A 21,203-nucleotide genomic window follows, 5' to 3' on the forward strand; every position below is an offset into this window, starting at 1 on the left:
CCGGCGCGCGATGAGAGCCCCTGGCGCCCAACCCGCCCATTCCGCAGGACCGGACCGCGCCGCCTTCGCCATCGCCGCCATGGGCCTGGTCGGCCTGGCCTCGGCGATGGGCATTGGCCGCTTTGCGTTCACGCCGCTGCTGCCGCTGATGCTGCAGGACGGCCAGCTCACCCTGGCGCAGGGCGCCTGGCTGGCCTCGGTCAACTACCTGGGCTACCTGCTCGGGGCACTGGCGGCGGCGCGTTGGCCCATCGCTCCGGCCACGGCGGCGCGCGGTGGCCTCGTCGGTGTCGCCCTCTTCACGCTGGCCATGGGCGCCAGCTCGTCTTTCGGCTTGTGGATGGCCTGGCGGCTGCTGGCCGGCATGGCCAGCGCGCTGGTGCTGGTCGGCATCTCGGGCTGGGCGCTGCAGGCGCTGGCGGCGGCCGGCCGCCCGGCCTGGGCCGGCCTCGTCTTCGCCGGCGTCGGCAGCGGCATTGCGCTGGCCGGCCTGGTGGGCCTGGGCGCGGCGCTGGGCCAGCAGCCACCCGGCCTCGCCTGGCTGCTGCTGGGCACGCTGGCGGCGGTGGCGGCCGGGCTGGGCTGGCGCCACATCGTCGCCGGGCCGGCCTTGCCCACGCCAGCCGCGGCGGCCACAGCGGCTGCCGCAGGCGGCGTCGCCCGCCACTGGCGCGTGATCGTCGCCTACGGCAGCTTCGGCTACGGCTACATCCTGCCCGCCACCTTCCTGCCTGCAATGGCACGCCAGCAGTTTGCCGACCCCGCCTTCTTCGGCTCGGTGTGGCCGCTGTTCGGCCTCGCCGCCGCCGCCTCCACCCTGCTGGCGGCGCGCGTGGCGCGCGGCCTGGCGCCGCATGTGCTGTGGATCGCGTCCCAGTTGCTGATGGCCGCCGGCGTGCTGGCGCCGGCCCTGTCGCCATCGCTGGCGGCGCTGCTGATCAGCGCGCTGTGCGTGGGCGGCACCTTCATGGTGTTGACCATGGCCGCGATGCAGCAGGCGCGCCTGGACGCCGGCGCCGCCACGCCGCGCTTGATCGCGGTGATGACAGCCGCCTTCGCCGCCGGCCAGTTGGTGGGCCCGCTGACGCTGGGGCCGCTTTCGGGCGGCGCGGCGGGCCCGCGCAACGGCGTGCCGCTCGCCGCCAGCCTGGTGGCCGCTGCGGTGCTGGTGGCTGGCGCGGCGCTGCTGCAGCCGCGCAGCACCAGCACCTGATCAGTCGCGGTCGGCCGGCATGGGCAGGGGCCCGGCGGCGCTGCCGCCCGTCACCTCGGCTGCCGCCTCCTCGGCCGCAGCCTTGCGGCCTCGCGCCAGATAGCTGTAGAGCACCGGCACCACCACCAGCGTGAGCAGGGTGGAAGTAAGGATGCCGCCGATGATGGCGCGGCCCATCGGGGCCTGGATCTCGCCGCCCTCGTTGAAGGCCAGCGCCATCGGCAGCATGCCAAAGACCATGGCAGCGGTGGTCATGATGATCGGCCGCATGCGGATCAGCCCCGCCTGCAGCAGTGCCTCGGCCATGCTGGCGCCGGCCTTGCGGGCGTGGTTGGCAAAGTCGACCAGCAAGATGGCGTTCTTGGTCACCAGGCCCATCAGCATCACCAGGCCGATCATGCTGAAGACATTGAGCGTGCTGCCCGAGACCAGCAGCGCCAGCATCACGCCGATCAGCGCCAGCGGCAGGCTGGCCATGATGGCCAAGGGCTGGAGGAAGCTGCCGAACTGGCTGGCCAGCACGATGTAGATGAAGATCACTGCCAGCGCCATCGCGCTCAGCATGCCGGCAAAGGCCTCGTTCTGCTGCTCGGTCTGGCTGCCGCCGATGTCGAAGCGGTAGCCCTGCGGCAGCGTGGTGGCCTTGATGAGCTTTTGCACATCGGCGCCCACGTCGCCGGCCGGTCGGTCTTTCACGCCGGCGAAGATGGCCTCGCGCCGCTGCAGGTTCTGGCGCCTGATCACCTCGGGGTTGACCACCGGCTCGATGGTGGCCACCGCGTCCAGCGTGATCGGCGTGCCGTCGCGCGCAAAGGCCACCGGCAGGCCGCGCATCTGCTCGACGCGCTCGCGCTGCTCCTGCGGCAGGCGCAACAGCACCTCGACCTGCTCGCCGTCGGGCGTGGTCCAGAAGGTGGCGACATCGCCGTTGACGTAGGCGCGCAGGCTGCTGGCCAGCTGCGGCGCGGTGAGGCCGATCTCGCGCACCGCGCCGGGCTTGAGCCGCACGGCATAGGTGGGCAGCCCCGGCTTGACCGACAGCTCGACATCGGCAATGCCGGGAATCTTCTTGACCTGCTCGGCAAAGTCGCTGGCAATGCGCGCCAGGCCCTCGGGGTCGCTGCCCAGGATGGCGACATAGATGGGGCGGTCAAAGCCGACCGAGGCCTCGATGCCGGCGATGCCGGCGATCTTCTCGCGCAGGCTGTCCTCGATCTGCTTTTGCGTGCGCTTGCGTTCGCTGCGCGGCACCAGGCCGATGTTCAGCGTCGCCTGGTTGCGCCCCACTGACAGGCCCGAGCCCTGGCCGCCGACGCTGGTGGAAAGCATCCTCACCTCGGGCAGCGCGGAGACGATCTCCTCCACCTGGCGCACCTTGGCATCGCTGCGCTCCAGGCTCGAGCCCACGGTCATGCGGATGGCCAGCTGGGTGAAGCTCTGGTCGGTCTGGGGCACGAATTCGCTGCCCACCAGGGGCGCCAGGGCCAGGGCGCCGACGAAGCTGGCCCCGCCGATGGCCAGCACCAGGCCGCGCGGGCTCAGCGTGGCCCAGCGCCAGCGGCGCGGCGAGGCGCGGTCACGCTGGCCGTCGGCACCGAAAGCCCGGCCATAGGCCGGCAGGCCGAGCAGACGGTAGCGCCGCGGGCCGAAGATCCAATGGATCAGCCGCTCGTAGAGGCCATGCAGCGCGTCCATGCCGCGGTCCACCGCCGCGATGAGGTGGCCGATGCCGGCGATCTGGCGCAGGTGGGCGCTGGGCGGGTCTTTCCAGACGCTGGACAGCATGGGGTCGAGCGTGAAACTGACGAACAGGCTCACCAGCACCGCCACCACCACGGTGACGCCGAAGGGGTAGAAGAACTTGCCGATGATGCCGCCCATGAAGGCCACCGGCACGAAGACGGCGCAGATGGCAAAGGTGGTGGCCATCACCGCCAGGCCGATCTCGTCCGTGCCCTCGCGCGCCGCGCGGTGGTGGTCCTTGCCCATGTGCAGGTGGCGCACGATGTTCTCGCGCACCACGATGGCGTCGTCGATCAGCAGGCCAATGCACAGGCTGAGCGCCATCATGGTCATGAAGTTGAGCGTGAAGCCGAAGGCGTAGATGGCGATGAAGCTGGAGATCACCGCGATGGGCAGCGTGAGGCCGGTGATGATGGTGCTGCGCCAGCTGTGCAGGAAGAGAAAGACGATGGCCACCGTGAGCAGCGCGCCCTCGATCAGCGTGTGGCGCAGGCCGGTGAGCGAATCCTTGACGAAGTCGCTGGCGGCGTAGATCAGCACCAGCTCCACGTCGGGCGGCAGCTGCTTCTTGACCTCTTCCATCGCCGCCTTCACCGCCTCGCCGGTGGCGACGATGTTGGCGTCCTGCTGCTTGTAGATGCCGAAGTTGATGGCGCGCTGGCCATTGATGCGGGCGGTGGAATCGGGCTCGCGCTCGCGTTCGACCACGCGCCCCAGGTCGCGCAATGCCAGCGGCAGGCCACCCTTGTGCGCGACGATGAGGTCTTCGAACTGGCGCGGGTCGCGCACCTTGCCCTCGACGCGCAAGATGGTGTCGCCGACGGCATTGCTGAGCAGGCCCACCGGCTGGTCGGCATTGGCGTCGCGCAGCGCGGCAGAGATCTCGGCCGGCGTGATGCCGTAGGCGCGCAGCCGCGCGGCGTCGAGGTCGATGCGCAGCTCGCGCACCGCCAGGCCGCTGATGTCCACCCGCGCCACGCCCTCCACGCGCTGCAGCCGCCGCCCTACCACCTGGTCGCCCAGCACCGACAGCTCGCGTGCGCTGCGCGTCTTGGACAGCAGGGCGAAGTTCACCACCGCCTGGGCGTTGTCGTTGTTGAAGCGCGAGACCAGCGGCGCCTTCACGTCGCGCGGAAAGGCCGCCTGCACCGCCGCCAGGCGGTCGCGCACGTCCTGCATGGCGCGCGACATGTCGGCGTTGAGGCTGAATTCGACGCTGGTCTGGCTGCGCCCCTCAAAGCTGCGCGAGCTGATGCGCTTGACGCCGGCGATGCTGTTGAGCGACTCTTCGACCACCTTGGTGACCTCGCGCTCCACCGCCTCGGGCGAGGCCCCCGGGTAGGCGACATCGATGAAGGCGCCGGGGAAGCTGATGTCGGGCATCTGCTCCACGCCCAGGCGGGCGTAGGAAAACAGGCCCAGCACGCACAGCGCCAGCATCACCATGCAGGCGAAGACCGGGTTGTTGATGGAGACGCGGGTCATCCACATGGCCAGCCCCTAGCGCACGACCGGCTGGGATGCCGACGCCACCGGCGCCGCCCGCGCCGCAACCACCAGGGCCTTGGCGCCTTCGCGCAGGTTGTCGAAGCGCGCCGACAGCACCTGGCTGGCCGGCGTCACCCCTTGCAGCACCTCCACGCGGCCCTCGCGCTCGTCGCGCCGGCCCAGGGTCACGGCACGACGCGCCAGCACGCCGTTCTCGATCACCCAGACGTGGTTCTGGCCCGCCGACTGGCCGACGGCCGCGGCCGGCAGCGTCAGGCGCTCGGTGTCGTCGGCCAGCACGGCGCGCACCAGCGCGTACTGGCCGGCGCGCAGCGTCTCCTTGGGGTTGGGCAGCTCGATGGTGACGCCGATGGAGCGCGTGCCGGGCTCGGCCGCCGGCGCAATGCGCGCGATGCGGCCGGCCACCGGCTTGTCCACGCCCTCGACCTGCACCTGCACCGCCAAGCCCGGCGCAATGCGCGCCACCTCGTGGGTGCCAACGCTGCCGGCCAGTTCCAGCCGCACGAGATCGACGATGGTCAGCAGTTGCTGCTCGGGGCTGACCTTCTCACCCGGCAGCACATGGCGCCTGGCCACGATGCCGGCGATGGGCGAGACCAACGCGGCCTCGCGCAGGCCCACGCGCGCCGTCTCCAGCGAGGCCTGGGCGGCGGCCAGATTGGCGCGTGCGGTGTCGAGCGCAGCGCGCGAGTTCTCCAGCGCGATGGGCGAGATGAACTGCTGCGCCGCCAGGCGCTCGTTGCTGGCGTGGGTGCGCTCGGCCTGCACCTGGGCGGCGCGCGCCGACTCGAGGTTGGCGGCACGCTCGGCAATGCGTGAATTGAGATCGGCCAGCTCGATGCGCCCCAGCGCCTGGCCGGCGCGCACGCGGCTGCCCTCGGCCACCGTCAGCTCGAGCAGGGTGCCGCCGGCCTTGGCGCGCACCACGGCGGTCTGCGGCGCCACCAGCGGGCCCGAGAACTCCACGCTGCCGGGCAGGCGGGCCAGCACCGGCTGTACCACCTCGCGGGGCATGAATTCCAGCGGCGTGTCGGGCTTCGTGCCATCCTTGCCCGCCTTGGGCGCAGCCGCATCGGACTTGGCCAGCGCATCGCCCGCGGGCAGCTTGAGCACGCCCTTCGAGAGCCCCACGCCGACGCCCACCCCGGCCAGCGCCACCACGGCCACGCCGGCCAGCCACCACTTCTTTTTCATCATCCGTCCCTCCGCCAGGCCACGGCCATGGGGCCGCGACTGCCGCGCAGTGTAGGGACGCCCGTGTGACTCCGTCATCCCTTGCGACGAAGCGCCGGATGACGGCGATGAATTGCAGGGCGCCGGGCGCGGACGGCGGCCGGGCCGACCGCGCTCAGACCGGGGTGAGCTGTTCGGCCTCCTGCCGCACCCAGGCCTCGAAGTCTTCGGCATCGAGCGGGCGCGAGAAGAGGTAGCCCTGGCCGCGGTCGCATTCCAGGTGCTGCATCAAAGCCGCCTGGCCCTCGGTCTCTATGCCCTCGGCCACCGTGACCATGCCCAGCGTGCGCGCGACACGGATGGTGGCCTCGATCAGCACGCGGTGGTAGTCCACCGTCTCGGCATGGCTGACGAAGCTGCGGTCGATCTTCACCGTGTCCACCGGCATCAGGTGCAGGCAGGCCAGCGAGGAATAGCCGGTGCCGAAGTCGTCCAGCGCCAGCCGCGTGCCCAGCGCCTTGAGCTTGTGCAGCGTGGCCAGCACTGGCTCGTCCTGGGCAGCCAGGCTTTCGGTGACCTCGAGTTCCAGGCAGGCCGGCGACATGCCCAGCTCCTGCAGCAGATCGCTCACCTCGTCCACCAGGCCCAGGCGCTTGAGCTGGGCACGCGACAGGTTCACCGCCAGCTGCCGCGGCGCCGCGGCACCCAGCGTGCGCTGCCAGGCCATGAACTGGCCGCAGGCCTTGCGCAGCACGGTGGCGCCGACGGCATCGATGAGGCCGCACTCCTCGGCCACGCCAATGAACTCGATGGGCGGCACCAGGCCGCGCTGCGGATGGCGCCAACGCACCAGGGCCTCGGCCCCCACCATCTGGCGCGTGCCCAGCGCCATGACCGGCTGGTAGACGACGAAAAGCTCGTCGTTGCGCAGCGCGCGCCGCAAATCGTTCTCCATCGCCATGGCGCGCACCACGCGCTCGTGCATGGAGTTGTCGAAGATCACCCAGCGCCCGCGGCCGGCGCGCTTGGCCTCGTACATCGCGGTGTCGGCATTGCGCAGCACCTGTTCGGCATAGGCCTCGATGGTGGCCGGGTTGTCGGGCTCGGCCCCGCCCACCTCGGCAGCCGCGGCGCCGCCGCCCTGCCAGTTGGCGAAGGCGGTCGACAGCACCACGCCCATGCTGACGCTGCTCTGCACCGGCGTGCTGCCCAGCAGATAGGGCTCGGCCAGGTCGGCGCTCAGCCGCGCCGCGATGTGCTCGACGGCAGCGCGGTCATGTACGCCCTCGAGCACGACGACGAATTCGTCGCCGCCCAGGCGCGCCGCGATGTCGGTGGCCGAGGCCACGCGGGCCACGGCGTCGCCGGGGCGCAGCGCGCGCAGCAGCCTCGCGGCGATCTGGCGCAACAAGTCGTCGCCGGCGCTGTGGCCCAGGGTGTCGTTGACCTGCTTGAAGCGGTCGAAGTCCATGAAGAGCACGGCAAAGCCATAGCCGGCGTGGCGGCGGGCGTGGCGTATCGCCCGCTGCAGCCGCTCCATCACGACCAGGCGGTTGGGCAGGCCGGTGAGCTCGTCGGTGCGCACATGTTCGGTCAGTCGGTCCTGCAGCAGGCGTCGCTCGGTGATGTCGGAGAAGCAGCTCACGACGCCGGCAATGTGGCCGGCCACGTCCAGCCGCGGCTCGGTGTTGACGAGCAGCCAGCGCAGTTCGCCGCCGGGCAGGTGGACGCCCATGGTCTCGCCGTGCAGCGGCACGCCGCTGCGCAGCGTGCGCATCGCCGGGTGCTCGGCGCCGGGGTAGGGGCTCAAGTCCTCACGCACCGCGCACCAGCGCGGATCGACGGAGTCGCGGCCCTGCAACTCGTCGATGCTCAGGCCGAGCAGGCGCTCGGCCTCGCGGTTGGCGTCGACGATGGCGCCGTCGGCGTCATGCACCACCACGCCGGCCGGCAGCGCTGCCCACAGCGCCAGCAGCTTGGACTGCTGCTGCACACGCGCGCTCACGTCGGTGGCCACACGGATGAAGCCGCTCAGGGCGCCCTGCTCGTCGCGCAAGGGGCGCAGGTCGATGTCGAGCCAGACTTCGCGGCCGTCGCGCGTGCGGCGCAGCCATTCGTGGCGCACGCCGTGGCCGTGTTCGAGCGCCGCGCGCAGATGGCGCTCGACGGTGGTGTCGGCATTGGGGTGGGCCATCAGGTCGGGCGGGCGGCGGCCCACGGCCTCTTCCAGGCTCCAGCCGCAGACGCGCGTGAAGGCGGCGTTGACCCACTGGATGCGGTCTTCGCTGTCGGTGATGGTCACCAGCGCCGTGGTGTGCTCGGCCACCAGGGCCAGCATGCGCACCTCGGCCGACTGCTCGGCCAGGCGGCGCGCGTGGCGGGACACCGAGCGCGCCGTCGGCTCGACCACGGTGAGCGAGAGCAGGCCCATCAGCAGCAGCAGCCCGGCCATGCCCCAGGCCATCTCGCGGCGCAGCTGGTCGCCGCGCTGGTCAGCCGTCTGCCGCATCGCCACGGCCAGGCCTTGCGCCGTGGCCAGTGCCGGCTCGACTTCGGACTGCAGCGCGGCCGTCGCCGCCTTGACCCTGTCTGCGTCGGCGTCGCCGGGCAGGCGCAAGACAGCCTGGGCGCGGTACCACAGGCGCTCGCGCGAGTTGGTCCAGGCCTCGAGCGCCAGCTGCAGGCGCGGGCCGGCATCGCCAGCGGGTGCGATCTGGCGCGCGATGGCGGCGTCGAGGTCAAAGGCCTCGGCCGCCGAGCGCGTGAGCAGTGCATCCAGTCTGTCGCGGTGCCGCTCGCGCGCAGCCGGCTCGGCGGCCCACAGCGCCACCTGGCGGCCGATCTGCAGCGCGAAGCCGCCCTGCTGGCCGGCGCGGTCGATGACTTCGTCGTCGTCGGCACCGCTCTTCTGCTGCCTCAGCGTCAGCAGGCCCTGGGCCACCACCGCCAGCGCCATCACCGCCAGCATGACGTACAGCGCCAGGCGCAGACGCCGCCGCGCACCGCGCGCCGCTCGCGCACCGCTGGCCTGCAGGGCTTGCAGCGAGTGGGGCGTGGCCGGCTTGGGATCGGTCAGGTCGCTTGGCAATGCAGGGCTTCCGTTCATAGGCAGGCGCCGGCACCGCGCCGTCACTGCCTGGGTCGGATATCGGCCGCTTGCGGCAGAACCTGTAGAGCCTGCGACCTCAGTCCGCCGTGAACTCGTGCCGCCTGGCACGGCGGGCACAGCCCCAGCCGGCGACGGCGCACAAAGCGGCGGCCCAGAACACCGCAGCAAAGCCCTGGTGCGTGACCAGCCAGCCGCCGGCCAGGCCGCCCAGCACCCCCGGCAGGCCATAGCCCAGCATGGTGTAGAGCGCCTGGCCGCGCCCGCGCAGCCGGCCCGGGAAATAGCGGTTGAGCAGGGCGATGCAGGCGGCGTGGTGGGCAGCGAAAGTGAGCGCATGCGCCGCCTGCGCCAGCAGCAGCACCGGCATCCAGGCGCCGCCGGCCGCGATGGCGACAAAGCGCAGGGCCGTCACGAGGGCAGCGACGAGCAGCCAGCGGTGCGGGCTGAGAAGCGGAAACCACTGGCCCTGGGTCCAGAAGAAGGCAATCTCGACCGCCACGCTCACCGCCCACAGCGCGCCCACCGCCGCCTTGCCATAGCCCAGCTCGACCACGTAGAGCGAGAAGAAGGCGTAGAGCGCCGTGTGGGCCAGCACGGTGAAGAAGATGGAGGCGAAGAACCAGGCCAGCGCCGGCCGCCGCAGCAGATGCAGGGCCGGTGGCGGCGGCTGGTCATGGCGGCCTTCGGCCCGGGTGCGCGGCAGGCGCAGCGCGGCCACCAGCAACAACGCGTTCATCAGCGCCACGAAGGCCGGGAAGATGGCGATGCCGCGCCATTCGAGCAGGGCGCCAAAAGCCGTGACCGAGACGATGAAGCCGATCGAGCCCCACACGCGCACGCGGCCGTAGCGGGCGGGGTCGACGCCCTGGCCGCTGCTGAGCAGCTGCGAGACCACGGCCTCGTAGAGCGGCACGACGCCGCTGTTGGCGACGAAGAGCAGGCCCGTCATCAACGCCACCGGCAGCGCGGCCTGCACGCCCAACAGGCCCAGGGCGGCCAGCAGCGTGCCGGCCGCGGCCAGGCGGATGAGCTCGACGCGGCGGCCACCGTGGTCGCCGGCCCAGCTCCAGGCATAGGGTGCAAAGAGGCGGGTGGCGCTCTGCAGCGCGGCGATGCTGCCGATGGCCAGGGTCGAGAAACCCAGCGACTGGAACCACAGCGGCGCGTAGGGGTTGAAGAGCCCGATGGCGGCGAAGTAGCAGCCGGTGAGCGCGCTGTAGCGCGCCAGCGCGTGCCGGGTCGTGGCGGCAGCCGGGTCGGCCGCTGCAGGCTCAGGGATGTCCGGCCCCCAGGGGCGGCAGCGGCAGCACCACGTCGCCGCACTGGGCGCGCTGGCGCAGCGCGTGGTCCATCACCACCAGGGCCAGCATGGCCTCGGCGATGGGGGTGGCACGGATGCCCACGCAGGGGTCGTGGCGGCCGTGGGTCTCGACCACCGTGGGCGCGCCGGCGCGGTCGATCGAGGCCTTGGGCAGGCGGATCGAGCTGGTCGGCTTGATGGCGATGCGCACCACCAGTTCCTGCCCGGTGCTGATGCCGCCGAGCACGCCGCCGGCGTGGTTGCTGGCAAAGCCCGCGGGCATGAGCTCGTCGCCGTGCTCGCTGCCACGCTGGGCGACGACGCCGAAACCGCTGCCGATCTCGACACCCTTGACGGCATTGATGCCCATCATCGCATAGGCGATCTCGGCGTCGAGCTTGTCGAACAGCGGCTCGCCCAGGCCCGCCGGCACGCCGCGGGCGCGCACCTCGATGCGTGCCCCGACGCTGTCGCCGGCCTTGCGCAGCGCGTCCATCTGCGCCTCGAGTTGCGCGATCAGGCTGGCATTGGCGGCGAAGAAGGGGTTGTGCGGGATGTGCTCGGTGCCCTCGAAGGGGATCTCGGTCTCGCCCAGCGCGCTCATCCAGCCGATGAAGTGGGTGCCGTGCTTTTCGGCCAGCCACTTCTTGGCCACCGCGCCGGCGGCCACCATGGGCGCCGTCAGGCGCGCCGACGAACGGCCGCCGCCGCGCGGATCGCGCAGGCCGTACTTGCGCCAGTAGGTGTAGTCGGCGTGGCCGGGGCGAAAGGTGTCGAGCAGGTTGCCATAGTCCTTGCTGCGCTGGTCGGTGTTGCGGATCAGCAGGCAGATCGGCGTGCCGGTGGTCTGGCCCTCGTAGACGCCGGAGAGGATCTCCACCGCGTCGGGCTCGTTGCGCTGGGTGACGTGGCGGCTGGTACCGGGGCGGCGGCGGTCGAGATCGGGCTGGATGTCGGCCTCGGACAAGGCCATGCCGGGCGGGCAGCCGTCGATCACGCAGCCAATGGCCGGGCCGTGGCTTTCGCCGAAATTGGTGACGCGAAAGAGTTCGCCGAAGGTGGAGCCGGGCATCGCGCCATTGTAGGCAGCGCCCGGCCAGGCCCGGCGCGGGGCTCAGGCGGCCGGTGTGGCCTTGCCTTCTTCGGGCCAGTCGCGGATGTAGGCCTTGAGCATGCGGTTCTCGAAATCTTGCGCGTCGACCACGGTCTTGGCGACGTCGTAGAACGAGATCACGCCCATCAGCGTGCGCATGTCCAGCACCGGCATGTAGCGCGCATGGCGCAGCAGCATCATGCGGCGCACCTCGTCGATCTCGGTCTCGGGCGTACAGGTCAGCGGCGCATCGTCCATCACCGAGCGCACATGGCGGTCACCGACACTGCCGCCGTTGGTGACGATGGCGCCGATGGCCTCGCGGAAGGTGAGCATGCCCACCAGGTCGCCATGCTCCATCACCACCAGTGAGCCGATGTCCAGCTCGGCCATCGTCGTCAGCGCGGCGGCCAGGGTCTGGTCGGGGTGTACGGTGAAGAGCGTGTTGCCCTTGACGCGCAGGATGTCGGTGACTTTCATGGCTGGTCTCGAGCCGGGCAAAGGTGCGGCGGGCCAATATAGCCCACATTGCCGGCCTGCCGGCGCCTCAAGGCGGCGACGCAGGCGCCGATATCGCGGTGTCGGTGCCCTTGCCGCGCGCTCTCCTGGCGGCCCCATCGACACGGGCAGGAGCCACGCCGATGACCTTCTTTTCCACCTTCAAGGGCCGCATGGCCTTGCTGGTTGGCAGCCTGCTGCTGCTGACCGCCCTCGTCGGCGGCGTCGGCTGGATGTCGACCGCCTCGCTGGCCAGCCAGTGGGCCACCTACCGCAGCGACGCCGGCGAGACCATGCACAGGCTGATCGACACGCAGGTCGACATCCTGCAGACGCGGCGCGGCGAAAAGGACATGCTGATCCGCTTCGACCGCCCCGACGCGGTGGCCAAGGGGCGCAAGCGCTGGGAAGAGAACGTCGCCAAGGTGGATGAGGGCCTGCGCGAGCTGGCGCAGCGCGCGCCCACGCCCGAGCTGGCCGCGCGGTTCAAGGATGCGCTGGCCAGCTTCACCAAGTACCGCCAGGGCTTCGCGTCCGTCATCGAAGGCATCGAGAAGAAGGCCTATGCCAGCACCGGCGAGGCCGACAAGGCGGCCAACCCCCACGCCGAGCACCTGCGCGCCGTCGAGCCCATGATCCAGGAGGCGCTGGCGCACACGATGGAGCGCGAGCAGGCGCTGGCCGCCCGCTTCGACGAAGTCACCGCACTGAGCCGCGGCGTGTTGATGGCAGCCTTGCCCATGGCCGTGCTGCTGGGCGCCCTGGGCGGCTGGCTGTTCATGCGCGCCGCGCTGCGCCCGGTGCACCAGGCCACAGCCATCCTGGAGCGCATCGCCGAGGGCGACCTGACGACCCGGGTCGACGTGCGCACCCACGACGAGTTCGGCCACATGCTGGAGGCGCTGGCAAAGATGGAGCACCAGCTCCACGCCACCGTGACCGCGGTACACGAGGGGGCAGCGGCCATGGGCGTGGCCAGCGAAGAGCTGGCCCGCGGCAACCAGGATCTCAATACCCGCACCGAGCAGCAGGCGGCCAGCCTGCAGGAAACCGCCTCCAGCATGGAGCAGATGACGGCCACGCTGCGCCACAGCGCCGACAGCGCCCAGCAGGCGCGCTCGATGGGCGAGGCAGCGTCTTCCGTTGCCGAGCGCGGCGGCGAGGTGATGCAGGGCGTGGTGGCGGTGATGGGCGAGATCAGCGGCAGCAGCCGGCGCATCGCCGACATCATCGGCACCATCGACGGCATCGCCTTCCAGACCAATATCCTGGCCCTGAACGCGGCCGTCGAGGCGGCCCGGGCGGGCGAGCAGGGACGCGGCTTCGCGGTCGTCGCCACCGAAGTACGCAGCCTGGCCCAGCGCAGCGCCGTCGCGGCACGCGAGATCAAGGAGCTGATAGGCGCCAGCGTCGCCAAGGTCGACGACGGCGGCCGCATGGTCGACCAGGCCGGCCAGACCATGGGCGAGGTCGTGGCGCAGGTCAGGCGCGTCACCGAGCTGATCGCGGCCATCAGCAGTGCCGCCGCGGAGCAGAGCACCGGCATCGTGCAGGTCAATCAGGCGGTGAGCCAGCTCGACCAGATGACGCAGCAGAACGCCGCGCTTGTCGAGCAGAGCACGTCCGCCGCCGCCAGCCTGCGCCAGCAGGCCGAGCAACTGGACCGGTCGGTGAGCTTTTTCCAGCTGAGCGCAGCCGACGTGGCCCGGCGCGGCTGAGTGCCTGTGAAGCCCTGAGATCGGCATCGGCCTTGGCCGACAATCGGGGGCCTACAGGCCCACCCGAGACGCGCGCATGGCTGGCTATTCAGACCCCGGTTTCGACACCCTGGCGCTGCACGCCGGCGCCGCGCCCGACCCGGCCACCGGCGCACGCGCCGTGCCCATCCACCTGAGCACGAGCTTCGTGTTCGAGAACAGCGAGCATGCCGCCAGCCTCTTCAACATGGAGCGCGCAGGCCATGTCTACAGCCGCATCAGCAACCCCACCAATGCGGTGCTGGAAGAGCGCGTGGCGGCGCTCGAAGGCGGCTGCGGCGCGATAGCCACTGCCAGTGGCCAGGCGGCGCTGCACCTGGCCGTGGCCACGCTGGCCGGCGCCGGCAGCCACATCGTGGCCAGCAGCGCGCTCTACGGCGGCAGCCACAACCTGCTGAGCTACACGCTGGCGCGTTTCGGCATCGCCACCACCTTCGTCAAGCCGGCCGACGTGGACGGCTGGCGTGCCGCCATCCGCCCCGAGACCCGCCTCGTCTTCGGCGAGACCCTGGGCAACCCGGGCCTGGACGTGCTGGACATCCCCACCGTGGCCGCCATCGCCCATGAGGCCGGCCTGCCGCTGCTGGTGGACAGCACCTTCACCACGCCCTGGCTGATGAAGCCATTCGACCACGGCGCCGACCTCGTCTTCCACTCGGCGACCAAGTTCCTCTCCGGCCATGGCACGGTGATCGGTGGCGTGCTGGTCGACAGCGGCAGCTTCGACTGGGACGCGGCCCACGAGGCATCCGGCCGCTTCGCCGAGTTGAGCGCGCCCTATGGCGGCTTCCACGGCATGGTGTTCAGCGAGGAGAGCACGGTGGGCGCCTTCCTGCTGCGGGCGCGGCGCGAGGGCCTGCGCGACTTCGGCGCCTGCATGAGCCCGCACACGGCCTGGCTCATCCTGCAAGGCCTGGAGACGCTGCCGCTGCGCATGGCGCGGCACGTCGAGAACACGCGCAAGATCGTCGCCTTCCTGGCCGCCCACCCGCTGGTGGCCGGCGTCGGCTACCCGGAACTCGAAGGCCACGCCAGCCACGCGCTGGCCCAGCGGCTGCTGCCGCGCGGCTGCGGCTCGGTCTTCAGCTTCGACCTCAAGGGCTCGCGCCGCCAGGGCCAGGCCTTCATCGAATCGCTGCAGATCTTCTCCCACCTGGCCAACGTGGGCGACTGCCGCTCGCTCGTGATCCACCCCGCCAGCACCACGCATTTCCGCATGGACGATGCGGCACTGGCCGCCGCCGGCATCGGCCCCGGCACCATCCGCCTCAGCATCGGCCTGGAAGACGCCGACGACCTCGTCGACGATCTCAAGCGCGCCTTCAAGGCGGCGGAGAAGGCGCAATGAAGCTCCAGGTCCAGGGCCATGCGGCCTACGCCTACACCGGCGGCCCCGCCTTCGACGCCAGCCGGCCCGGCGTGGTCTTCGTACACGGCGCGCTCAACGACCACAGCGTCTGGACCCTGCTGGCGCGCTGGCTGGCTCACCACGGCCATGCCGTGCTGGCCGTCGACCTGCCCGGCCACGGCCGCAGCGAGGGCCCGCCGCTGCCCGATGTCGAGGCCACGGCCGACTGGCTGCTGGCGCTGCTGGACGCCGCCGGCGTGGCCCAGGCGGCACTGGTGGGCCACAGCATGGGCTCGCTGATCGCGCTGGAAGCGGCGGCCAGGGCGCCGGCACGCATCACGCGCCTGGTGATGGTGGGCAGTGCCTACCCGATGAAGGTCAGCGAGGCGCTGCTGGCCACGGCGCGCGAGCAGCCGCTGCTGGCCATAGACCGCGTCAATGCCTTCTCGATGTCGACCTGGGCCTCCAAACCCTCCTACCCCGGCCCCGGCGCCTGGGTACACGGCGGCAACCGCGCGCTGATGCGGCGCATCCAGGCCCAGGCCACCCAGCGCCTGGGCCTCAACCTCTTCGCCCACGATTTCGCCGTCTGCGACCGCTATGCCGGCGGCCTGGAGGCCGCCGCCCGCGTGGCCTGCCCGGCATCACTGATCCTGGGCAGCCGCGACCAGATGACGCCGCCGCGCGCCGCCGCCGGGCTGGCCACGGCGCTGAAGGCCCGCGTGACAACCCTGGCCTGCGGCCATGCGCTGATGGCCGAGGCCCCCGACGCCACGCTGGCGGCCTTGCGCACGGCCCTGGGCTGAAGCCGGGCCGCGGCAGGACGCGGCTCAGTTCCTCAGGGCCTGCGCCAGGCTCAGGCCGGCGGCGTGCGTGCCGAAGGCTGCGCTGGCGCCGCCCGGCGCGAGCAAGGTGCGTTCGACCAGCGGCGCGACCGGCGTGCGCTCGGGCTCGCAGATCAGCACCTGGCGCGCGCTGCCGCCTTCATCCAGTCGCGCCACCCAGTCGAGTTCGGCCAGCAGGTCGACCAGCGGCTCCAGCACCAGGGGGTCGACGCGCAGGCTCTCGGCCAGGGCCGGCAGGGTCAGGCCGCGCTGCGGCTGGTGGCGCGCGGTCTCCAGCGCGCGCAGCACCTGCAGCGCCAGCTCGAAACGCCAGCCTGGCGCCGACGGTGCGGCCGGCACCTGCATCAGCAGGCTGGGCGCATAGGCGGCGATCACCGCGCCCATCAGCACGATGACCCAGCCAAGGTAGATCCACAGCAGCAGGATGGGCACGGTGGCAAAGGCACCGTAGACGGCCGAGAAGGTGGGCACGGCGGCCACGTACCAGGCCAGGCCCTTCTTGGCGCCCTCGAAGGCCACGGCCACGAAGAACCCGCCAGCCCAGGCATGGGCCCAGCGCACCGTGGTGTTGGGCACGTAGTGGAAGAGCCCGGAGACGGCGGCGGCCAGCAGCAGGAACTGGATCGTCTCGAGCACCAGGCTGACGGCGCCGGGCAGGGCCGAGACCAGGCCCTTTGACGCCGAGACCGCGTAGGAGGTGAGCGTCAGGCTCAAGCCCAGGGCCAGCGGCCCCAGTGTCAGTGCCGCCCAGTAGACCAAGAGGCGCTGCGCCAGCGGGCGCACGCGGCGCACGCGCCAGATGCCATTGAGCGTGCGGTCTATGGTCAGCACCAGGGCCAGCGCGGTGGTCACCAGCATCACCAGGCCGGCCGTGCCCATGCCGCGCGCCTTGGCCGCGAACTGCGTCAGCGCCCGCATCACCGGGCGGGCGATGTTGTCAGGCACCAGGTTTTGCAGGAAGTATTTCTCCAGCGCGCCTTCGAGACCGGAGAACATCGGAAAGGCGGTGAACACCGCCAGCATCACCGTCACCAGCGGCACCAGCGAGATCAGCGTGGTGAAGGTCAGGCTGCCGGCGGTGATGCCGAGACGATCTTCGCGGAAGCGCACGCGCAGCGTGTGCAGCGTGGCCACCCAGGGCCACACCTTGAGGGTCTGCAGCAGCGTCTGCAAGGCGGCGGCGCCGCGCTCGCCGAGGCCGCCGCCCGGGCGAGGGACTGAGGTCATCTGGCTATGATGCCAGCATGAATGAAGCCAAGGCGCCCGACGCCATCGTCAGAAGTGCGCGCGCCGTGGTGCTGGCCGCCCTGCTGGGCCTGGTCGCGCTGGGCCTGGCCTGGGAACTGTGGCTGGCGCCCACCGGCCGCGGCACGCTGGCGCTCAAGGTGCTGCCGCTGCTGCCCTGCGTGGCCGGGCTGCTGCGCCACCGCATGTACACCTTTCGCTGGCTGAGCCTGCTAGTGTGGCTGTATGTGCTCGAAGGCCTGGTGCGCGCCACCAGCGAGGCCGGCCTGGGTCAAATCCTGGCACTGATCGAGGTCGCGCTGTGCCTGCTGATCTTCGGCGCCAGCGGCCTCTACATCCGCCGCCGCCAGCGTGCCGGCCGGGAGCTTGCCGCGTGACCTTGATTGCCGAACTGCGCGCCCTTGTCGGTGCGCCGCAGGTGCTGACCGAGGGCGACCTCACGGCCTGGGAACTGGACTGGCGGCGCCGCTGGCGCGGCAAGGCGCTGGCGGTCGTGCGGCCCGGCAGCACCGCGGAGGTGGCGGCCGTGGTGCGCGCCTGTGCCGCCCACGGCACGGCCATCGTGCCCCAGGGCGGCAACACCGGCCTCGTGGGCGGTGGCGTGCCCGATGCCAGTGGCCGCCAGGTGCTGTTGAGCCTGCAGCGCCTGAACCGGCTGCGCGCCATCGACGCGGCCAACCTGACCCTCACCGCCGAGGCTGGCTGCGTGCTGCAGGCGCTGCAGGAGGCGGCGCGCCAGCAGGGCCTGCTGTTGCCGCTGAGCCTGGCGGCCGAGGGCAGTTGCACCCTGGGCGGCAACCTGGCCACCAATGCCGGCGGCACCCAGGTGCTGCGCTGGGGCAATGCGCGCGAACTGTGCCTGGGGCTGGAGGTCGTCACCGCCAGCGGCGAGGTCTGGCAGTCGCTCACCGGCCTGCGCAAGGACAACACCGGCTACGACCTGCGCGACCTGTTCGTCGGCAGCGAGGGCACGCTGGGCATCATCACCGCGGCGACGATGAAGCTGGCGCCGCTGCCGGCGGCCACGGCCACGGCGCTGGCGGCCTGCGAGACGCTTGACGGTGCGCTGGCGCTGCTGGCGCGCGCACGCCGCCGGCTTGGCGCCGGCCTCACCGGCTTCGAGGTGATGAACCGTTTCTCGCTGGAACTGGTGGCCAGGCACTTTCCGGCCCTGCCGCGGCCGCTGGCGCCGGCACCCTGGACCGTGCTGCTGGAGCACAGCGACACCGAAGGCGAGGAGCAGGCGCGTGCCCGCTTCGAGGCCTTGTTGGGCGAGGCACTGGAGGCCGGCGAAATCGCCGATGCGGCCGTGGCCGAGAGCCTGGCGCAATCGAAGGCGCTGTGGCAGTTGCGCGAATCCATCCCGCTGGCCCAGGCCGAAGAGGGCCAGAACATCAAGCACGACATCTCGCTGCCCGTGTCGGCCATCCCCGAGTTCGTGGCCGCCACCGACGCCGCGCTGGACCGCCGCTGGCCCGGCGTGCGCCTGGTCGACTTCGGCCACCTGGGCGACGGCAATCTGCACTACAACGTGCAGGCCCCTGCGGGGGCCGATGGCGCGGCCTTCCTGGCCGAGCAGGAGCATGCGGTCAACGAGATCGTCTACGACGCGGTGGCGGCGCGCGGCGGCTCCTTCTCGGCCGAGCACGGCGTCGGCGCGCTCAAGCGCGAAGAACTGGCGCTGCGCAAGTCGCCGGTGGCGCTGGCGATGATGCGCGCCATCAAGGCGGCGCTGGACCCTCAGGGCTTGTTCAACCCCGGGCGGATGCTTTAGGCCACGCCCTGCGGGGTGCCTACTGCACCGGGCCGTCGAGCCCGCGCGGCACCGGCACGGCCACCGTCTCTATGCCCTCGTCCTGCAGCTCGGCGCGCTGCTGCGGCGTGGCCTGGCCACGGATGCCGCGCTGGGGCTGTTCGCCGTAGTGGATGCGGCGCGCCTCTTCGGCAAAGCGCTCGCCCACGTCCTCGGTATTGGCCATGAGCGTGCGCACGGTCTGCAGCCAGGCGGCCTGGAGGTCGGCGGCTCTTGGTGGGGCATGAGGTGCGGCCTGCGGCGCGGGTGCAGCGTCCTCGCGCGCACCCGAGAGGTTGAGGCGCGGTGCGCTGGGCATGCGGCTCACCACGCGGTCGGTACACAGCGGGCATTCGATGAGACCGCGGCCGTTCTGGTCCATGAAATCATCGTCGGAAGCAAACCAGCCTTCGAAGCCGTGGCCGTTGGCGCAGCGCAGGTCGAGCACCTTCATGGCGCCGCCATCACAGGCTCGCGTGCCTCTTCGGCACTGCGCCAGCCCAGCGGCCTTCGTCCATCAAGACCCATCTGCAGCCAGCGCAGGCCGATGACGGTCTTCACGTCGGGCAGGTCATCGGCCACGTCCAGGGCCTCGAGCGAGGCCTCGTCGAGCAACACGGTCTCGACGAACTCTCCCACATCGGGCCGTTTGGCGCCGGCGACCAGGCCGCGTGCGAACCAGATCCAGATGCTTTCGGTGGTGTAGGCGGCGGCGTTGTGGATGCGCCCGCCATAGGCCCACTCGCGCGCCGTGTAGCCGGTTTCCTCGGCCAGTTCGCGCATTGCGCAGGCCAGCGTGGTCTCGCCGGGGTCGCGCTTTCCGGCCGGGAATTCGAGCAACACCTTGGCTATCGGGTAGCGGTACTGGCGCACCATCACCAGCCGGCCATCGTCCAGGATGGGCACGACGGCCACCGCGCCCGGGTGCTGGATGTATTCGCGCGTCGCGCTGCTGCCGTCGGGCAGGCGCACCGTGTCGCGGCGGACTTCGAGAAAACCGCCGGAGAGCAGCGTCTGGCCGCCCGTCCGGTGCTCGATCAGATGCGTGTCGTCGGGCGCCACGCGGGCCGGGCTCAGGTGGCCAGCGCCTTGACGATGGCGTCGCGGCACATCGCCATCAGCCCGCCGGAGAGCGGGCCGAACACCAGCACGGCGGCGCCGTTGAGCGCCAGCAATGCCGTCACGCCGTGGCCCCGCGCGACGGGCGCGGTCTGCAGCGGCTCGTCGAACCACATCACCTTGACGACGCGGATGTAGTAGAAGGCGCCGATCAGCGAGAACATCACCGCCAGCACGGCCAGCCAGATGTAGCCCGGCACATTGGTGGTGACCAGCGCCTGGATGACGGCCAGCTTGCCGAAGAAGCCGATCATCGGTGGCACGCCGGCGAGCGAGAACATGAATACCGTCATCACGCCGGCAATCCAGGGGCTGCGCTTGGCGAGGCCGGCGAGATCGGTGATCTCCTCGCTCTCGAAGCCCTGGCGCGACAGCACCATGATGAGACCGAAGGTGCCCAGCGTGGTCAGCACATAGGCCACCAGGTAGAACATGGCCGAGCTGTAGGCATTGCCGGCCGATAGCGTGTTGCCGCTGACGACGCCGGCCGCCAGGCCCAGCAGGATGAAACCCATCTGCGCGATGGTGGAGTAGGCCAGCATGCGCTTGAGGTTGGTCTGCGCAATGGCGGCCAGATTGCCCACCGCCAGCGAGCCCACGGCCAGCACGATGAGCATCTGCTGCCAGTCGAAGGCCAGGCCCAGCATGCCTTCGACGAGAAGACGGATGGTGATGGCAAAGGCGGCGAACTTGGGCGCACCGCCGATGAGCAGCGTCACCGCCGTGGGCGCACCCTGGTAGACATCGGGCACCCACATGTGGAAGGGCACGGCACCGAGCTTGAAGCCGAGGCCGGCGACGACGAAGACGACGCCGAAGACCAGCACTTCCTTGTTGATGCGGCCGGTGCCGATCTGCTCGAAGACCTTGGGGATGTCGAGCGTGCCGGTGGCACCGTACATCATGCTCAGGCCGTAGAGCAGGAAGCCGCTGGCCAGCGCGCCGAGCACGAAATACTTCATCGCCGCCTCGGTGGCCACGGCGTGGTCGCGGCGCAGCGCGCACAGGGCGTAGAGCGACAGGCTCATCACTTCGAGGCCGAGGTAGACGACGAGGAAGTTGTTGGCCGAGCACATCACCGAGATGCCCAGCAGCACGAACAGCGCGAGCATGTAGAACTCGCCCTTGTTCATGTCGCGCTCGGCCAGCGTGGGCCTGGCATAGGCCAGCGTGACCATCACCGCCACCGCGGCGAAGAAGGCCAGCAGCTCGCCCATGGGGTCGACCACCATCAGGCCCTGCATGGCGTAGGTGGTCATGCCCGAGGTAAAGCCCTCGAGGTGCAGCAGGCCGAAGCCGGCGGCAGCAACCTGGGTGAAGCCGTAGGTGGTGTTGCGCTCGGCGTCAGAAATGAAGAGATCGGCCAGCAGCACGACGCAGGCCATGGCCAGCAGCCAGATCTCGGGGTAGACGACGGACCAGTTCATCGAGGTCATGGTGTGTTGTTCTTCCAGCGCCG

16 protein-coding genes are annotated in these 21,203 nt (G+C 71.1%); 6 read left to right on the top strand and 10 right to left on the bottom strand.

Annotated features, from left to right (window positions below):
- Positions 1-10: 10 nt before the first annotated feature.
- The gene (locus JMV16_RS19990) at positions 11-1,213 is read left to right on the top strand and encodes a YbfB/YjiJ family MFS transporter (RefSeq protein WP_201496078.1); all 1,203 of its coding nucleotides are present in this window, start codon (positions 11-13) and stop codon (positions 1,211-1,213) included.
- Here JMV16_RS19990 and JMV16_RS19995 read toward each other — a convergent pair whose 3' ends face one another.
- The 6 genes from JMV16_RS19995 to JMV16_RS20020 form a co-directional block, all read right to left on the bottom strand.
- Positions 1,214-4,447 (bottom strand): efflux RND transporter permease subunit, encoded by a 3,234-nt coding sequence (locus tag JMV16_RS19995; RefSeq protein ID WP_201496079.1) that lies wholly within the window; start codon positions 4,445-4,447, stop codon positions 1,214-1,216. It abuts the gene before it with no gap.
- A gap of 9 nt (positions 4,448-4,456) precedes the next feature.
- Positions 4,457-5,659: an efflux RND transporter periplasmic adaptor subunit gene (locus tag JMV16_RS20000; protein WP_201496080.1), complete on the bottom strand. Its 1,203-nt coding sequence runs from the start codon at positions 5,657-5,659 to the stop codon at positions 4,457-4,459.
- 154 nt (positions 5,660-5,813) lie between these two features.
- Positions 5,814-8,726, bottom strand: coding sequence for an EAL domain-containing protein (locus JMV16_RS20005; protein ID WP_201496081.1), 2,913 nt, complete (start codon positions 8,724-8,726; stop codon positions 5,814-5,816).
- 97 nt (positions 8,727-8,823) lie between these two features.
- The gene (locus tag JMV16_RS20010; RefSeq protein WP_310737112.1) at positions 8,824-10,026 is read right to left on the bottom strand and encodes an MFS transporter; all 1,203 of its coding nucleotides are present in this window, start codon (positions 10,024-10,026) and stop codon (positions 8,824-8,826) included.
- Positions 10,019-11,119 (bottom strand): chorismate synthase, encoded by a 1,101-nt coding sequence (aroC, locus tag JMV16_RS20015; RefSeq protein ID WP_201496082.1) that lies wholly within the window; start codon positions 11,117-11,119, stop codon positions 10,019-10,021. Before aroC ends, JMV16_RS20010 begins: the two co-directional genes overlap by 8 nt.
- A gap of 42 nt (positions 11,120-11,161) precedes the next feature.
- On the bottom strand, positions 11,162-11,620 hold the full coding sequence (locus tag JMV16_RS20020) for a CBS domain-containing protein (RefSeq protein WP_201496083.1): 459 nt from the start codon (positions 11,618-11,620) through the stop codon (positions 11,162-11,164).
- A gap of 161 nt (positions 11,621-11,781) precedes the next feature.
- Between JMV16_RS20020 and JMV16_RS20025 the strand changes: the two genes are divergently transcribed.
- The 3 genes from JMV16_RS20025 (at position 11,782) to JMV16_RS20035 (ending at position 15,549) form a co-directional block, all read left to right on the top strand.
- Positions 11,782-13,356, top strand: a complete 1,575-nt coding sequence (locus JMV16_RS20025; protein WP_201496084.1) for a methyl-accepting chemotaxis protein — start codon at positions 11,782-11,784, stop codon at positions 13,354-13,356.
- Positions 13,357-13,432: 76 nt separating this feature from the next.
- On the top strand, positions 13,433-14,743 hold the full coding sequence (locus JMV16_RS20030) for an O-acetylhomoserine aminocarboxypropyltransferase (RefSeq protein WP_201496085.1): 1,311 nt from the start codon (positions 13,433-13,435) through the stop codon (positions 14,741-14,743).
- A complete protein-coding gene (locus JMV16_RS20035) occupies positions 14,740-15,549 on the top strand; it encodes an alpha/beta fold hydrolase (RefSeq protein WP_201496086.1) in 810 nt (269 codons plus the stop codon). Before JMV16_RS20030 ends, JMV16_RS20035 begins: the two co-directional genes overlap by 4 nt.
- A gap of 24 nt (positions 15,550-15,573) precedes the next feature.
- Here JMV16_RS20035 and JMV16_RS20040 read toward each other — a convergent pair whose 3' ends face one another.
- Positions 15,574-16,815 carry a YihY family inner membrane protein gene (locus JMV16_RS20040; RefSeq protein WP_201496087.1) on the bottom strand — a complete coding sequence of 414 codons (1,242 nt, stop codon included), beginning with the start codon at positions 16,813-16,815 and terminating at the stop codon, positions 15,574-15,576.
- 17 nt (positions 16,816-16,832) lie between these two features.
- Here JMV16_RS20040 and JMV16_RS20045 point away from each other — a divergent pair, with 17 nt between their 5' ends.
- Both JMV16_RS20045 and JMV16_RS20050 read left to right on the top strand, forming a co-directional pair.
- The gene (locus JMV16_RS20045) at positions 16,833-17,210 is read left to right on the top strand and encodes a DUF2069 domain-containing protein (protein WP_201496088.1); all 378 of its coding nucleotides are present in this window, start codon (positions 16,833-16,835) and stop codon (positions 17,208-17,210) included.
- Entirely contained in the window at positions 17,207-18,607 is a 1,401-nt protein-coding gene (locus JMV16_RS20050) for an FAD-binding oxidoreductase (protein WP_201496089.1), read from the top strand. Before JMV16_RS20045 ends, JMV16_RS20050 begins: the two co-directional genes overlap by 4 nt.
- A 19-nt stretch (positions 18,608-18,626) precedes the next feature.
- Here JMV16_RS20050 and JMV16_RS20055 read toward each other — a convergent pair whose 3' ends face one another.
- Genes JMV16_RS20055 through nuoN form a run of 3 tightly spaced genes read right to left on the bottom strand, consistent with a single transcriptional unit; the run spans position 18,627 to position 21,180 of the window.
- Positions 18,627-19,079: a DUF1178 family protein gene (locus JMV16_RS20055; RefSeq protein WP_201496090.1), complete on the bottom strand. Its 453-nt coding sequence runs from the start codon at positions 19,077-19,079 to the stop codon at positions 18,627-18,629.
- Positions 19,076-19,687 (bottom strand): NUDIX domain-containing protein, encoded by a 612-nt coding sequence (locus JMV16_RS20060; protein WP_201496091.1) that lies wholly within the window; start codon positions 19,685-19,687, stop codon positions 19,076-19,078. The genes JMV16_RS20055 and JMV16_RS20060 overlap by 4 nt, the downstream gene beginning before the upstream one ends.
- Before the next feature lie 11 nt (positions 19,688-19,698).
- On the bottom strand, positions 19,699-21,180 hold the full coding sequence (nuoN, locus tag JMV16_RS20065) for an NADH-quinone oxidoreductase subunit NuoN (protein ID WP_201496092.1): 1,482 nt from the start codon (positions 21,178-21,180) through the stop codon (positions 19,699-19,701).
- Between the last annotated feature and the right edge of the window lie 23 nt (positions 21,181-21,203).

Origin of the sequence: Rubrivivax sp. A210 (assembly GCF_904426505.1) — a bacterium.
In the GTDB taxonomy this organism is placed as follows: Bacteria; Pseudomonadota; Gammaproteobacteria; order Burkholderiales; family Burkholderiaceae_C; genus Rubrivivax.

Excerpts from the sequence above, each read along its gene's own strand:
- JMV16_RS19990 (WP_201496078.1), top strand. The coding sequence starts at position 11 with ATGAGAGCCCCTGGCGCCCAACCCGCCCATTCCGCAGGACCGGACCGC.
- JMV16_RS19995 (WP_201496079.1), bottom strand. The coding sequence starts at position 4,447 with ATGTGGATGACCCGCGTCTCCATCAACAACCCGGTCTTCGCCTGCATG.
- JMV16_RS20000 (WP_201496080.1), bottom strand. The coding sequence starts at position 5,659 with ATGAAAAAGAAGTGGTGGCTGGCCGGCGTGGCCGTGGTGGCGCTGGCC.
- aroC (WP_201496082.1), bottom strand. The coding sequence starts at position 11,119 with ATGCCCGGCTCCACCTTCGGCGAACTCTTTCGCGTCACCAATTTCGGC.
- JMV16_RS20020 (WP_201496083.1), bottom strand. The coding sequence starts at position 11,620 with ATGAAAGTCACCGACATCCTGCGCGTCAAGGGCAACACGCTCTTCACC.
- JMV16_RS20025 (WP_201496084.1), top strand. The coding sequence starts at position 11,782 with ATGACCTTCTTTTCCACCTTCAAGGGCCGCATGGCCTTGCTGGTTGGC.
- JMV16_RS20030 (WP_201496085.1), top strand. The coding sequence starts at position 13,433 with ATGGCTGGCTATTCAGACCCCGGTTTCGACACCCTGGCGCTGCACGCC.
- JMV16_RS20035 (WP_201496086.1), top strand. The coding sequence starts at position 14,740 with ATGAAGCTCCAGGTCCAGGGCCATGCGGCCTACGCCTACACCGGCGGC.
- JMV16_RS20040 (WP_201496087.1), bottom strand. The coding sequence starts at position 16,815 with ATGACCTCAGTCCCTCGCCCGGGCGGCGGCCTCGGCGAGCGCGGCGCC.
- JMV16_RS20045 (WP_201496088.1), top strand. The coding sequence starts at position 16,833 with ATGAATGAAGCCAAGGCGCCCGACGCCATCGTCAGAAGTGCGCGCGCC.
- JMV16_RS20055 (WP_201496090.1), bottom strand. The coding sequence starts at position 19,079 with ATGAAGGTGCTCGACCTGCGCTGCGCCAACGGCCACGGCTTCGAAGGC.
- nuoN (WP_201496092.1), bottom strand. The coding sequence starts at position 21,180 with ATGACCTCGATGAACTGGTCCGTCGTCTACCCCGAGATCTGGCTGCTG.